Origin of the sequence: Pseudomonas sp. YH-1, assembly GCF_051990045.1 — a bacterium.
In the GTDB taxonomy this organism is placed as follows: Bacteria; Pseudomonadota; Gammaproteobacteria; order Pseudomonadales; family Pseudomonadaceae; genus Pseudomonas; species Pseudomonas nicosulfuronedens.
This window is the reverse complement of sequence record NZ_CP178184.1, coordinates 110,109-123,830: the sequence shown is the minus strand read 5'-3', so window position 1 is coordinate 123,830 and position 13,722 is coordinate 110,109. Positions and strand designations below refer to the sequence as shown.

Here is a 13,722-nt window from a genome sequence, read left to right as displayed (position 1 = left end):
GTCGTGCAGCATCTCGATCTGCAAGTAGTCCGGCAGGCGCTCCAGTGGTCCAACGCCGGCCAGCGTGTGTGGCTGTGCAGCGTGCTTTTCACCTACGGCTCGGCGCCTCGCGCGCCGGGCTCGCTGCTGGCGGTCAACGCCAGTGGCCAGTGGGTGGGGTCGCTGTCCGGCGGCTGCGTCGAGGATGACTTCCTCGAACGTGTCGCCGAGGGCGAGTTCAGCGAACCGGTGGTCGTTGTGCGCTACGGCGACGGCACCGACACCCGCAGCAATATCCGCCTACCCTGCGGCGGCATCCTCGACGTGCTGGTGGAAAACCTCGCGCCCGATTGCGACGTGCAGGCCCACCTGCGGGAGCTGGAATCGGCACTGCTCGGCCAGCGCCGCCTGCTGCGCGAAGTGAGCCTGCAGGACGGCAGCCGCCGCCTGAGCGACGACCGCGAGCACGGCCCGCGGGTCGAGCGCGACGAAGCCCGTGTGTATCTGCGCGTTGGCGCTGCGCAGCGCTTGCTGCTGGCGGGCTACTCCAGCGTCGCGCATTTCTGCGCGGAATTCGGCAAGGGCCTGGGCTTCGAGGTGATCCTCTGCGATCCCCGCGAAGAGGCGCTGGATGGCGTGGTGCTGGATGGCATCGAAATCCGCCGTGAACTGCCGTCGATCTTCATTGCCAACGGTGGCTGCCATGCGGACACCGCCGTGGTCGCGCTGACCCACGATCCGAAGATCGACGACCTGGCCATGCTCGAAGCCGTGCGCACCGAGGCCTTCTACATCGGCGTGATGGGCTCGCGCACCACCTCCGAGAAACGCCGCGAGCGTTTGCATCGCGTCGGCGGCCTGGGCGAGACCGAGCTGGCGCGCATCCACGCACCCATCGGCCTCAACCTGGGCAGCAAGACACCCGCGGAAATCGCCATGGCGGTGCTCGCCGACATCCTGCGTACCCGCAGCGGCATCGCCCGCGAGGCGCTGTGACGGTCGTGGCGCTGGTCCTGGCCGCCGGCCAGGGCTTGCGCTTCGGCGCGGACAAGCGCCGCGCGATCCTGCCAGATGGGCGCAGCCTGCTGGCGCATAGCGTCGAACGCGCGCAGGTGGTGTTCGATGAAGTCCGGGTGGTGCTGCGTGACGGCGAGCGGGCCGAGGATTTCGACCTGCCCGCCGGCTGCCGGGTTATCCACAGCACGGATGCGGCGCTCGGTATGGGGCACAGCCTGGCGGCCGGCGCGGCGTCGCTGAACGACTCTCAGGCAGAGGCGGTCGCCATCCTGCTGGGCGACATGCCGTGGATCGCCCCGCAAACCTTGCGTGCGTTAACGGAAGCGGCCAGCCCCTCGGCCATTCTCTTCCCGCTTCACGATGGCCAGCGCGGCCATCCCGTGTTGTTCGGTCGCGAGTTCTGGCCGGCGTTGACCCAACTCACTGGCGACGAAGGCGCCCGAGCTTTGGTTCAGGCGCATCGCGATCACTGCATCACCCTGGACGTTGCCGACGCTGGCGTGCTGCGCGACGTCGATACCCCTGACGCCCTGCGCTCCTGACAGGTTCGTGAGCAAGCTCGCTCCTACAGGCTGGCGCCGTGGTGCTCTTTGTAGGAGCGAGCTTGCTCGCGAACCCTGGCGGCACCCAGCCACAAGGCTTCAGCGTTGCCCCAGCCACTGCGCAATGCGCGGCCAGACTTCCAGGCTGGCATTGCGCGACAGCAGCAGGCGGTTGTGGCTGTAATCCTCCCGCGCGCCGGTCGCCAGCCCGAACAGCTCCAGCGTCGCTTCTGTCCCGCCAAAGGCATTCACCAGCGCCGCGCACCCCGCGATTGGCGCGATGAAGGTATCGCCGCTGCCTGCCACGCCCAGCACAGGTAGCTCGATGCTGCCCAGCCCGGCCATGTAGTCGAAGCCGTCCAGCGAATCGAAACGTCGACGGAAATTCCACTGGCACCACTGGCGCATCAGTCGGGCGCTCTCGGCCTCCGGACCGACAGACTTGGCGCGGCTGGGCGCGATGCGTCGCCAGCGCAGCATCCAGTCGAACGCCCGGAGCGCCAGCCAGTGTCGCGGGCTGGTCCCGGCCGCCGTGGCCTGGGAGCCGATCAGCACCAGTGAACGCAACCGGCGCTTTGCCAGTGCCGGATGACGCGCCGCCCACATCGAGACGATCAGCCCGCCACCGGAATGGCCGACCCAGTGCAGCGCCGTCTGTCCGGTGCGCTGGCTCACCGCGTCGAGAATCGCTGGCACATCCTGCTCGGCCACGTCGTCGAAGCTATGCAGGAAGTCGTTGCGCCCGCTGTCGCCATGCCCGCGCCAGTCGAACAGCCAGCAGGCGAAGCCCTGGCTGGCCAGGTAATTGGCCAGCCCCAGGCAACTGCGGTGATTGGAGAAGGTGCCATGGGTCAGCACTACCGGTACGCCATCCGCCGGGCCTACTCGGCGCAGGGCGAGATCGACACCGTCGGCGGTGCGGATCGGTTCCGGTGAGAGTGGGGCGGCTTCTTGTGCAGTCATGGCGCGCATCCGGGTGGGGGCGATCCATGCTGCTCCGGCGCGCCGCCCGGAGCAATCCCGGCGGCTTATTTGGTCGCTTTCAGCACCACGAATTTCGGATTTGCCGCCACCTGCTCGACGCCGCGGAACAAGCGCTTGAGCTTGGCGTGATAGCCCAGGTGGCGGTTGCCGACGATCCACAGCTCGCCGCCGGTGACCAGCGCCGCGCGGGCCTGCTGGAACATGCGCCAGGCGAGGAAATCACCGACCACCTGCTGCTGGTGGAAGGGGGGATTGCACAGGACCAGGTCCAGGGAGTCGGTAGCCTGGCCGGCGAGACCGTCGTCGGGGCGGATATCCACAGGGCGCTCGCCCAGGGCAGCCTGCCAGTTTTCCTGGGCGGACTGCACCGCCATGTACGACTCATCCACCAGCGTCAGCTCGGCCTGCGGGTTGAGCAGGGCGAAGGCGATGCCCAGCACGCCGTTGCCGCAGCCCAGGTCGGCGGCGCGCACGGCGTGGTGGATCTGCGGCAGGTGCGGGAGGAAGGCACGGGTGCCGATGTCCAGGCCCTCGCGGCAGAACACATTGGCGTGGTTGACCAGTGTCAGGGCCGGCTTGTCCAGGCGATAGCGGCTGGGGTAGGGCGAGGCGGGGGCCGGGCGCTGCTCGGCGCTGGCCACCAGCAGCCGGGCTTTCTTCACCGCCAGCGAGGCCTGCATCGGGCCGATGTACTTTTCCAGCAGGTCGCCGGCGGCACGCGGCAGGTGCTTGATCATGCCGGCGGCCACCACTTTCGCGCCGGGCGCGAGCTGGCCGTGCAGGCGGATCAACTGCTCTTCCAGCAGCGCCAGGGTCTTGGGCACGCGCACCAGTACGTGGTCGAATGGGCCTTGCGGGGTTTCGCTGGCGGGGACGAAGGTGAGCGGCGCTTCGGCCAGGCCGTTGCGCTCGAGGTTGCGCTCAAGGGCGATGAAGCCCAGGTGCGAATCGCCGCTGCTGGTCAGGCGCACATGGGGCGCGAGGCTGGCGGCGAGGGCGCCGAAGCTGTCGTTGAGCACCAGCACGCGGCTGTCCGCGCCGACACCTTGCTCGTGCAGATGAGCGAGCAGGTACTCGTCGGCCGCATCGAAGGCCTGCAGCGGGTCTTCGCGCTGTTCAGGGTGGCGGACCAGGTCGAGCTGGGCGAAGGGGCTGGCGAGGACGGGCATGGGACTCTCGAACGAAGATAAGGCTGAGAACAGTTGGTACTGGAAGTCGCAATGAGACGAGGCTGATTGCAACGAGATTGTCATCAAACTGCGAAGCAGTTGGCCATCATCTGCTTGTGCAGGGCGACGTTATACCGAAAAATTATGACCTATCCGTCCGCCGTCGTCTTTCCGACGATGCGCGGCGGCTCCCAATAATAACCGGGCGGTCCATGCGACCCGGTAGGGCCCGATCCCGGAGCAGTGCTCCGCCGACCGACGGCCACCACTCCAAGTCTTCACGAATCCTCGACACGCGACGCACGTTCGCGCGCCGGGCTATTGCCATTGCATAAGGATGTCGATGTACAAGTCGTTGCTCGGGGTGGCCCTGTCCGCCCTTTTCCTCGTGGCTCAACCGGCCTTCGCCGATGCGCCCATCGTGATCAAGTTCTCCCACGTCGTCGCCGACGACACGCCCAAGGGCCGTGGCGCGCTGCTGTTCAAAAAGCTGGTGGAAGAGCGCCTGGCCGGCCAGGTGAAGGTCGAGGTGTTCCCCAACTCCACGCTGTTCGGCGACGCCGATGAACTGCAGGCGTTGCAGGACGGCAAGGTACAGATGCTGGCGCCGTCGCTGTCGAAGTTCGAGGGCTACACCAAGCAGCTGGAGGTCTTCGACCTGCCGTTCCTGTTCGATGACCTGGAGGCGGTGAAGCGCTTCCAGAAGCGTGACAAGAGCCGTGAGCTCCTGCACTCCATGGCGCGCTCGGGCATCTACGGCCTGGGTTATTGGAACAACGGCATGAAGCAGCTCTCCGCCAACCGCGAGTTGCGCGCACCGGTCGATGCCAAGGGGCTGGCCTTCCGCATCCAGCCGTCCTCGGTGATCACTGCCCAGTTCGGCCTGCTCGACGCCACGGCGGTGAAGATGCCCTTCGCCGAAACCCTCAAGGCGCTGCAGGACGGCAAGGTGCAGGGCACCGAGAACACCTGGTCGAACATCGGCAGCCAGAAGCTCGATACCGCCCAGCCGTTCATCACCGAGACCAACCACGGTGTGCTCAGCTACATGGTGATCAGCAACCAGAAGTTCTGGAACAGCATGCCGTACCCCGTGCGCACCCAGTTGGAAAGCATCATCGAAGAGGTCACCGTCGAGGTGAACAAGGACGCCGAGGCGCTGAACCAGAAGGAGCGCGACCACGTGGTGGCCAACGGCAAGGCGCGCATCATCACCCTGACCCCGGCCGAGCGCGAGGCCTGGCGTACCGCCATGCAGCCGCTGTGGAAGCAGTTCGAAGGCGAGATCGGCACCGACGTGCTGCGCGCCGCCCAGGTGGTGAACCGCAAGCACTGATCCGTCAGCAGTGATTTGGGACAGGCTTGTGGCGATCTCGCGGGATAGCCACAAGCCTTGCGGGTGTTTCTTCGCGCGCCAATACGGGAAAATAGGCCGGTTCTTGAATTGGGAGCGGACAATGACCGCCAGCGAAGAGAAGTTCACCCGCCAGACCCTGGTGGAGGTGCAGACGCTCACCCCGAGCCTGTTCACCCTGCGCACCACCCGCGACAGCGGCTACCGCTTCCGCGCCGGGCAGTTTGCCCGCCTGGGTGTGTACAAGCCCAGCGGCAGCATCGTCTGGCGTGCCTACTCGATGGTTTCGGCGCCCCACGACGACTTCCTCGAGTTCTTCTCCATCGTCGTCCCCGGCGGCGAATTCACCAGTGAGCTCAGCCGCCTGCGCGTCGGCGACCAGTTGCTGGTGGACCGCCAGGCCTTCGGCTTCCTCACCCTCGACCGTTTCCCCGACGGCCGCGACCTCTGGCTGCTGGCGACTGGCACCGGCCTTGCGCCGTTCCTGTCGATCCTCCAGGACTTCGAGGTATGGGAGCGCTTCGAGACCATCAAGCTGGTCTACAGCGCCCGCGAGGAAAAGGAACTGGCCTACCGTGACCTGATCGCCAGCTTCGGTGCGATGGAGCACCTGGCCGAGCATATCCACAAGCTGCAATTCATCCCGGTGGTCACCCGTGAACAGGTGCCCGGCTGCCTGAACGCGCGGATCACCACGCTGATCGAGAACGGCGAGCTGGAACGCGCCGCCGGTCTGGAACTCACTCCGGAACATTCACGGGTGATGCTCTGTGGCAACCCGCAGATGATCGAAGACACCCGTGCCGTGCTGAAGGCCCGCGGCATGAGTCTGGCGCTGACGCGCAAGCCCGGCCAGATCGCCGTGGAAAACTATTGGTGAGCCTCGCTCGATAGATTTTGAAAAGATTGTCTGCTTAGGGTGAAGGCCCTTTGCCCTTAGGATGAGCGTCCGTTTCCCTTTTTTCGGACCTTATGGACAGTCAAAGTACGACGCCGACCCCGCTATCTACCCCTGTAGAGCCGGTGGTCGGCGAACCTCCCCCGGCACCCGCGTTCGCGGATAAGCCTTCCCAGCCTGCCATGGCGCGCACCCAGCGAGGTGAGTCGACATGGAATGGTTGATGGACCCCACGGCCTGGCTTGGCCTGCTCACCCTGATCCTGCTCGAGCTGGTGCTCGGCATCGATAACCTGGTCTTCATCGCGATCCTTGCGGACAAGCTGCCGCCGCACCTGCGCGACCGCGCGCGGCTGATCGGCCTGTCGCTGGCGCTGCTGATGCGCCTGGGCCTGCTGGCGAGCATTTCCTGGCTGGTTACGCTCACCGAACCGCTCATTGAAGTGTTCGGCAAGACCTTCTCTGGCCGCGACCTGATCATGTTGTTCGGTGGTCTGTTCCTGTTGTTCAAGGCCACACTGGAGCTGCATGAGCGCCTTGAAGGCCGTGTGCACACTTCCAACGGCAAGCGCGTCTATGCCGCGTTCTGGCCGGTGGTCGCGCAGATCGTGGTGCTGGACGCTGTGTTCTCCCTCGACGCGGTGATCACCGCCGTGGGCATGGTCGACCAGCTGGAAGTGATGATGATCGCGGTGATCTTCTCCATCGGCCTGATGATGGTGGCCAGCAAGCCGTTGACCCGCTTCGTCAACGAGCACCCGACGGTGATCATGCTCTGCCTGGGCTTCCTGCTGATGATCGGCTTCAGCCTGACTGCCGAAGGCCTGGGCTTCCACATCCCGAAAGGCTACCTGTACGCCGCCATCGGCTTCAGCCTGCTGATCGAGATGGCCAACCAACTGGTGCGCTGGAAGCGCCAGAAGAGCCAGCGCGGTCAGCGTGGTTTGCGTCAGCGCACCGCCCACGCCGTGCTGCGCCTGATGGGTGGCAAGGTCGACGCCGATGAGGTGGGTGAGGAGATCGCCGACCTGGTGGGCCCGGACGATGGCACCGACGCGCCGTTCGACCGCCGTGAGCGGGTGATGATCAGCGGCGTGCTGGGCCTGGCCGAGCGTCCGGTAAAAGCCGTGATGATCGACCGCCAGCGGGTGCATCGGGTGGACGTGGCCGACAGCCCGGAGAACATCCGCCGTGCGCTGCTGGAGTCGCCGTACTCGCGCCTGCTGGTGATCCGTGAAGGCAACATCGACGAGCCGCTGGGCTATGTGCACAAGAAAGAGCTGTTCTCTGCCCTGCTGCAGGGCCGCGAGCTGGACATCCTGCCGCTGCTGCGCGAGCCGCTGAGCCTGCCGGACAGCAGCACGGTGCTGGGCGCACTGGAACAAATGCGTGAGGCCTCTACTCACCTGGCCTTCGTGGTCAACGAGTTCGGTGGCTTCGAGGGCATGCTGAGCATGACCGACGTGCTGGAAGCCATCGCCGGTGAGCTGCCGGACGCCAGCGAGGTGTCCGGTACGGACATCGAGGCGGAGGCGGGCGCCTACCGGGTGGACGGTGCCGTGACGCTGTCGGCGCTGGCCGAACGGGTCGGCTTCCACGCTCGCCCGACAGCGGAGTACCAGACCCTCGGTGGGCTGGCGCTCAAGCACCTTGGCCGCTTGCCGGCCAAGGGGGACACGCTGGAGCTGGGCGGCTGGCGCCTGGAGGTGACGGATGTCAGCGAGCGGCGCATCGGCCGCGTGCTGCTTACGCCGCCGGCCTGACGCCAGGAGGGGGCGCGCCCGGCCCGATCAGCGATCTGCTCAAGGAGCGCGGTTGTTCTGCTGCTTGAGCAGGTCGCGGATCTCGGTCAGCAGGGTTTCTTCAGGCGTAGGCACCGGCGGAGCGCTGGGCTCCACGGCTTCCTCGCGCTTGAGACGGTTGATCGCCTTGATGCCCATGAAGATGGCGAAGGCGACGATGATGAAGTCCAGGCAGGTCTGAAGGAATTTGCCATAGGCCAGCACCACTGCGGGCACATCGCCCTCGGCGGCCTTGAGCGTGATGGCGAGGTCGGAGAAGTCCACGCCACCGATCAGCAGGCCGATGGGCGGCATGATCACGTCGCCGACGAAGGACGAGACGATCTTGCCGAACGCGGCGCCGATGATGATACCGACGGCCATGTCGACGACGTTGCCCTTGACCGCGAAGGCCTTGAATTCGCTAAGCAGACTCATGCACTGACTCCTTGTTACGCAAGATAGAGGGGGACAGGCGCAGTTTAGCGGCCTGTCGCCGTCTGAACACCCCGTGTGCGCTCAATTCCAATGGCTTGACCGGCGGCTGTGGGCGGCATCGCGCGGTGGTCTAGGCTTATCGGGCAAGCCATTCATGCCCAAGCATCCACAGAAGGAGGCCCGCCATGCCGCTCGAGCATCATCCCCTGTCCCGCGAATTCCCCGACCAGAAGGCCCTGATGACCCGGTTGCACGGGAAGGACGCGAACTTCACCCGCATGGCTGCCAGCTACGAAGAGCTGGACAAGAAGATCTACGACATCGAGGACGGCCGCCAGGCGATGGACGACCTCGCTCTCAACTCCCTCAAACTGCAACGCGTGGCGCTGAAAGACGAGATTTCCGACCTGCTCAAGCGATCCGGCTGAGCTTGATCAAAGTCAAGGGTGTGTGTCGGAGCGAGGCGTAGGCTCCCGTCATCTCTTTCCAACCGGTGCCACCGCCATGCGTAAAGCCATTTCGTCCTCTGGCAACTCCGTCACCAAGCTCCCCAAACGCAACGCCGATGCCCTGCGCGCGCAGGAGCGACTGGTTCGCCTGAAGCTGCAGTACGAGCTGCTGGACCAGCGAATCGGCCGCGTGGAGGAGGGCATCGAACGCCCCGACTGCACCCTGGCCTCGCTGCTGATGCGCCGCGAAAGCCTCAAGCACGATATGGAAAGCCAGTACCGCCGCCTCGCGAGCTGAAGCGCCTGGCCCGATTGGCTATGATGCGGACTTTGTATTCGACGGAAGTCCCTCATGGCCAAGGCCAAGCGCATGTACGGCTGCACCGAGTGCGGCGCCACCTACCCGAAATGGGCCGGTCAGTGCCCTGATTGCGGTGCCTGGAACACTCTGGTCGAAACCGTCATCGACACCACCCCCACGGGTGGCTCGGGCAGTAGCTCTTCCGGCCGTGGCGGCTGGGCCGGCCAGCAGGCCAACATCAAGACCCTCGCCGAAGTCAGCGTCGAGGAGATGCCGCGCTTCTCCACCGCCTCGGCGGAGCTGGATCGCGCCCTGGGCGGCGGCCTGGTCGACGGCTCGGTCGTGCTGATCGGCGGCGACCCCGGCATCGGCAAGTCCACCATCCTCCTGCAGACCCTCTGCAACATCGCCACGCGCCTGCCGGCGCTCTATGTCACGGGCGAGGAATCCCAGCAGCAGGTCGCCATGCGTGCCCGCCGCCTGGGCCTGCCCGAAGACAAGCTCAAGGTCATGACCGAGACCTGCATCGAAACCATCATCGCCACGGCGCGCCAGGAGCAGCCCAAGGTAATGGTGATCGACTCGATCCAGACCATCTTCACCGAACAGCTGCAATCCGCGCCGGGCGGCGTCGCGCAGGTGCGCGAGAGTGCGGCGCTGCTGGTGCGTTTCGCCAAGCAGAGCGGCACGGCGATCTTCCTGGTCGGTCACGTCACCAAGGAAGGCTCCCTGGCCGGCCCGCGCGTACTGGAGCACATGGTCGACACCGTGCTGTATTTCGAGGGCGAGTCCGACGGCCGCCTGCGCCTGCTCCGTGCGGTGAAGAACCGCTTCGGCGCGGTGAACGAACTGGGCGTTTTCGCCATGACCGACCGTGGTCTGAAGGAAGTCTCCAACCCGTCGGCAATTTTCCTCACTCGCGCCCAGGAATCGGTGCCGGGCAGTGTGGTCATGGCCACCTGGGAAGGCTCGCGGCCGATGCTGGTGGAAGTGCAGGCGCTGGTGGACACCAGCCACCTGGCCAACCCGCGTCGAGTGACCCTGGGCCTGGACCAGAACCGCTTGGCCATGCTGCTGGCGGTGCTGCACCGCCATGGCGGTATTCCGACCTACGACCAGGACGTGTTCCTCAACGTAGTCGGCGGTGTGAAGGTTCTGGAGACGGCTTCGGACCTGGCGTTGATGGCGGCGGTGATGTCCAGCTTGCGCAACCGTCCGCTGGATCACCAGTTGCTGGTGTTCGGCGAGGTCGGGTTGTCCGGCGAGGTGCGGCCGGTGCCCAGTGGCCAGGAACGCCTCAAGGAAGCGGCCAAGCATGGCTTCAAGCGTGCGATCGTGCCCAAGGGCAACGCACCGAAGGAGTCGCCGCCCGGCCTGCAGGTCATCGCGGTGACGCGCCTGGAGCAGGCGCTGGATGCGCTATTCGAGTAATTCATCCTTGTAGGAGCGGGCCATGCCCGCGATCGCGCGCATGGCGCGCTCCTACAGGGGATTTCAATGCTCGCTCAGTAGCGTCAGTTCCCGCTCCAGCAGCGATTCGTCACCCAGGTTCAGCTCCACCAGGCGGCGCAGGTGGCTGATGGAGTCCAGGTCGATGTGCCGGCAGTTGAAGCCCAGCAGGCCTTCACGTTCCCAGGCGAGGTCGGCCTCCATATAGACGTTGACGTCGAAGCCCAGGTAGATGCGCACCTGCACCGGTTCCTGCGCGACGATGCTCCAGTGTTCCGGACGTTGCACCAGCAGCCCCTGAAGGGACAGGTCCAGCAGCGTCACCTTCCAGCGCAGGTCGCCCTGGCTGATCTCGGTGCCGGCGTCAAAGGCGATGCGCTGGAAGCGTCGGCGCTCGTCGTGATCGTCAGTCATGTCGTGGCTCTCCGGCCGTTTCTGCTTCGCCTCACTATAGACGCAAGCCATTGCTGACGCGTCGTACACCGATTGCTGACGTTTCGTCCGTCAGACGCAGCCCGAGCGAGTTTGACAGTCTGCTGACCCTCGCCAAAGCTCCATGTGCGTTTAACCACTACAACTGCGGAGTGCAGAGCATGGACAATAAACTCATCAAGGGTCTGATTTTTGGGGTTATCAGCGTTGCCAGCCTGGCAGCGCACGCGGACGAAGCTGGCCAGAGCGGCAAGGGGTGCGGCTGGGGCAACATGGTCTTCGATGGTCAGCGTGGCCTGTTCCCGCACCTGCTGGCCACCACCACCAACGGCACCTCGGGCAACGCCACCTTTGGCCTGACCTCCGGGACCAACGGTTGCGACGCCAGCCAGCGCATCACCTACGGCGGTCGCTCGATCTTCGCCATGAACGGCATGCTCGACAACATCGCCGAGAACATGGCCCAGGGACACGGTGAAGCACTGGACGCCTACGCCGTCCTGCTCGGTATTCCGACCCAGGATCGCGCCCATTTCGCTCAGGTCACCCAGCAGCACTTCGGTGAGATCTTCACCTCCAAGGACGCCACCGGCGAGCAGGTGCTGAACAACACCCTGGCCGTGATGAGCCGTGACCAGACGCTGGCGCAGTACGCCAAGCAGCCTGCCTGACAATCTGCCGCAGCATGAAAGGGCCCGCCTCAGGCGGGCCTTTTCATTTCCTGACTCCAGGGTCGGAACGCGTTGACCTCCGGCAATAAGCGCGTAACCGCTCTAGACTAAGGTCGTATGAATGGGTCGCTGGAAAAGACTAGAATTTTTCTGCGAATTCTCGCCTTCAAACTGTCGGAAGCCTCGCTATGAACAATAACAACAGCCTGCTACGTCACCTCGCCTGGCTGGCGGTGGCGATAGTCGGTGCATTTGCCTTGGGAGTCGTGGCACTACGTCGCGGCGAAGCCATCAACGCACTGTGGATCGTCGTCGCGGCGGTTGCCATCTACCTGGTCGCCTACCGCTACTACAGCCTGTTCATCGCCACCAAGGTGATGCAGCTGGATGCCAACCGAGCGACCCCCGCGGTCCTCAACAACGACGGCCTGGACTACGTCCCGACCAACAAGCACATCCTCTTCGGTCACCACTTCGCTGCCATCGCTGGCGCCGGCCCGCTGGTCGGTCCCGTACTGGCTGCGCAGATGGGCTATCTGCCCGGCACGCTCTGGCTGATTGCCGGCGTGGTGCTGGCCGGTGCCGTGCAGGATTTCATGGTGCTGTTCATCTCCAGCCGCCGCAACGGGCGTTCGCTGGGTGAGCTGGTCCGCGAGGAAATGGGGCAGGTGGCGGGGACCATCGCTCTGTTCGGCGCGTTCCTGATCATGATCATCATCCTCGCGGTGCTCGCGCTGATCGTGGTGAAGGCCCTGGCCGAAAGCCCGTGGGGCATGTTCACCGTGCTGGCGACCATCCCGATCGCGCTGTTCATGGGCGTGTACATGCGTTACATCCGCCCGGGCCGCATCGGCGAGATTTCCGTAGTAGGCATCGTCCTGCTGCTGGGCTCCATCTGGCTTGGTGGCCAGATCGCCGCCAGCCCCGAGTGGGCCCCGGTGTTCACCTTCCATGGCGTGCAGATCGTCTGGATGCTGATCGCCTACGGCGCCATCGCCTCGGTCCTGCCGGTGTGGCTGCTGCTGGCGCCGCGTGACTACCTGTCGACCTTCCTCAAGATCGGCACCATCATCGCCCTGGCCATCGGCATCGTGATCGTTTCGCCGGAGCTGAAGATGCCGGCGCTGACCCAGTTCACCGACGGCACCGGCCCGGTATGGAAGGGCGGCCTGTTCCCGTTCCTGTTCATCACCATCGCCTGTGGCGCCGTCTCCGGCTTCCATGCGCTGATCTCCTCGGGCACCACGCCCAAGCTGCTCAACCGCGAGCCGGACGCCCGCTACATCGGCTACGGTGGCATGCTGATGGAGTCCTTCGTGGCCATCATGGCGATGGTCGCCGCCTCGGTCATCGAGCCGGGCATCTACTTCGCCATGAACAGCCCGCCGGCGGTCGTCGGTACCGACGTCACCGCGGTGGCCGCGACCGTCAGCAGCTGGGGCTTCACCATCACCCCGGAAGTACTGGCCCAGACCGCCAAGGACATCGGCGAGACCACCATCCTGGCCCGTGCCGGTGGTGCGCCGACCCTCGCCGTGGGCATCGCGCACATCCTCCACCAGGTGCTGCCGGGTGAGAACACCATGGCCTTCTGGTACCACTTCGCGATCCTCTTCGAAGCGCTGTTCATCCTCACCGCGGTGGACGCCGGCACCCGTGCCGGGCGCTTCATGCTGCAGGACCTGCTGGGCAATTTCGTCCCGGCGCTGAAGAAGACCGAATCCTGGACTGCCAACATCATCGGCACCGGCGGCTGCGTCGCGCTGTGGGGCTGGCTGCTGTACCAGGGCGTGGTCGATCCGCTGGGTGGCATCAACACGCTGTGGCCGCTGTTCGGCATCTCCAACCAGATGCTCGCCGGCATCGCGCTGATGCTCTCCACCGTCGTGCTGATCAAGATGAAGCGCCAGCAGTACGTCTGGGTGACCGCCCTGCCGGCCGCCTGGCTGCTGATCTGCACCACCACCGCCGGCCTGATCAAGCTGTTCGACAGCAACCCGGCCGTGGGCTTCATCGCCCTGGGCAAGAAGTACTCCGCCGGCCTGGACGCTGGTCAGATCATCGCCCCGGCCAAGGACATCGGCCAGATGCAGCACGTGATGATGAACGCCTACATCAACGCCGGCCTCACCGTGCTGTTCCTGCTGGTGGTGTTCAGCGTGCTGGTGTACGCGATCAAGGTAGGCGCCAGCGCCTGGACCAAGAAGGAGCGCACCGACAAGGAAGCTCCGTTCCAGCCGATCCCGGACGCCTGACGGA

At 65.3% G+C, this 13,722-nt stretch carries 14 protein-coding genes; 10 read left to right on the top strand and 4 right to left on the bottom strand.

The features are described from left to right. Window positions 1-3 precede the first annotated feature (3 nt). Window positions 4-975 carry an XdhC family protein gene (locus ACKI1H_RS00575; RefSeq protein WP_440467366.1) on the top strand — a complete coding sequence of 324 codons (972 nt, stop codon included), beginning with the start codon at window positions 4-6 and terminating at the stop codon, window positions 973-975. Next, window positions 972-1,538, top strand: a complete 567-nt coding sequence (locus ACKI1H_RS00570; RefSeq protein ID WP_440467365.1) for a nucleotidyltransferase family protein — start codon at window positions 972-974, stop codon at window positions 1,536-1,538. Before ACKI1H_RS00575 ends, ACKI1H_RS00570 begins: the two co-directional genes overlap by 4 nt. A gap of 99 nt (window positions 1,539-1,637) precedes the next feature. Here the strand turns inward: ACKI1H_RS00570 and ACKI1H_RS00565 are convergent, their stop codons facing one another. After that, entirely contained in the window at window positions 1,638-2,501 is an 864-nt protein-coding gene (locus ACKI1H_RS00565) for an alpha/beta fold hydrolase (protein ID WP_440467364.1), read from the bottom strand. Window positions 2,502-2,566: 65 nt separating this feature from the next. Then, window positions 2,567-3,691 (bottom strand): methyltransferase, encoded by a 1,125-nt coding sequence (locus ACKI1H_RS00560; RefSeq protein ID WP_440467363.1) that lies wholly within the window; start codon window positions 3,689-3,691, stop codon window positions 2,567-2,569. Between the two features lie 343 nt (window positions 3,692-4,034). Here ACKI1H_RS00560 and ACKI1H_RS00555 point away from each other — a divergent pair, with 343 nt between their 5' ends. From ACKI1H_RS00555 to ACKI1H_RS00545, 3 genes are all read left to right on the top strand, one after another. Continuing rightward, window positions 4,035-5,027, top strand: a complete 993-nt coding sequence (locus ACKI1H_RS00555; RefSeq protein WP_138524585.1) for a TRAP transporter substrate-binding protein — start codon at window positions 4,035-4,037, stop codon at window positions 5,025-5,027. Window positions 5,028-5,148: 121 nt separating this feature from the next. Further along, complete coding sequence (locus tag ACKI1H_RS00550; RefSeq protein WP_138524583.1) at window positions 5,149-5,925, top strand: ferredoxin--NADP reductase; 777 nt, start codon at window positions 5,149-5,151, stop codon at window positions 5,923-5,925. A gap of 229 nt (window positions 5,926-6,154) precedes the next feature. Next, a complete protein-coding gene (locus ACKI1H_RS00545; protein ID WP_440467362.1) occupies window positions 6,155-7,705 on the top strand; it encodes a TerC family protein in 1,551 nt (516 codons plus the stop codon). A 39-nt stretch (window positions 7,706-7,744) separates the two neighbouring features. On the opposite strand, the gene mscL is transcribed toward ACKI1H_RS00545, so the two are convergent. Then, window positions 7,745-8,161, bottom strand: a complete 417-nt coding sequence (gene mscL, locus ACKI1H_RS00540) for a large-conductance mechanosensitive channel protein MscL (RefSeq protein WP_138524579.1) — start codon at window positions 8,159-8,161, stop codon at window positions 7,745-7,747. A 185-nt stretch (window positions 8,162-8,346) separates the two neighbouring features. On the opposite strand from mscL, the gene ACKI1H_RS00535 reads away from it, so the two are divergent. The 3 genes from ACKI1H_RS00535 (at window position 8,347) to radA (ending at window position 10,342) form a co-directional block, all read left to right on the top strand. Continuing rightward, window positions 8,347-8,589, top strand: a complete 243-nt coding sequence (locus tag ACKI1H_RS00535; RefSeq protein WP_081520069.1) for a YdcH family protein — start codon at window positions 8,347-8,349, stop codon at window positions 8,587-8,589. Between the two features lie 76 nt (window positions 8,590-8,665). Beyond that, a complete protein-coding gene (locus ACKI1H_RS00530; RefSeq protein WP_138524577.1) occupies window positions 8,666-8,908 on the top strand; it encodes a hypothetical protein in 243 nt (80 codons plus the stop codon). Window positions 8,909-8,962: 54 nt separating this feature from the next. Further along, complete coding sequence (gene radA, locus ACKI1H_RS00525; RefSeq protein WP_037015294.1) at window positions 8,963-10,342, top strand: DNA repair protein RadA; 1,380 nt, start codon at window positions 8,963-8,965, stop codon at window positions 10,340-10,342. 63 nt (window positions 10,343-10,405) lie between these two features. On the opposite strand, the gene ACKI1H_RS00520 is transcribed toward radA, so the two are convergent. After that, the gene (locus tag ACKI1H_RS00520; RefSeq protein WP_045216617.1) at window positions 10,406-10,774 is read right to left on the bottom strand and encodes a PilZ domain-containing protein; all 369 of its coding nucleotides are present in this window, start codon (window positions 10,772-10,774) and stop codon (window positions 10,406-10,408) included. A 179-nt stretch (window positions 10,775-10,953) separates the two neighbouring features. Between ACKI1H_RS00520 and ACKI1H_RS00515 the strand changes: the two genes are divergently transcribed. Then, window positions 10,954-11,463 (top strand): DUF3015 domain-containing protein, encoded by a 510-nt coding sequence (locus ACKI1H_RS00515; protein WP_138524575.1) that lies wholly within the window; start codon window positions 10,954-10,956, stop codon window positions 11,461-11,463. Window positions 11,464-11,651: 188 nt separating this feature from the next. After that, window positions 11,652-13,718: a carbon starvation CstA family protein gene (locus ACKI1H_RS00510; RefSeq protein ID WP_440467361.1), complete on the top strand. Its 2,067-nt coding sequence runs from the start codon at window positions 11,652-11,654 to the stop codon at window positions 13,716-13,718. Window positions 13,719-13,722 lie beyond the last annotated feature (4 nt).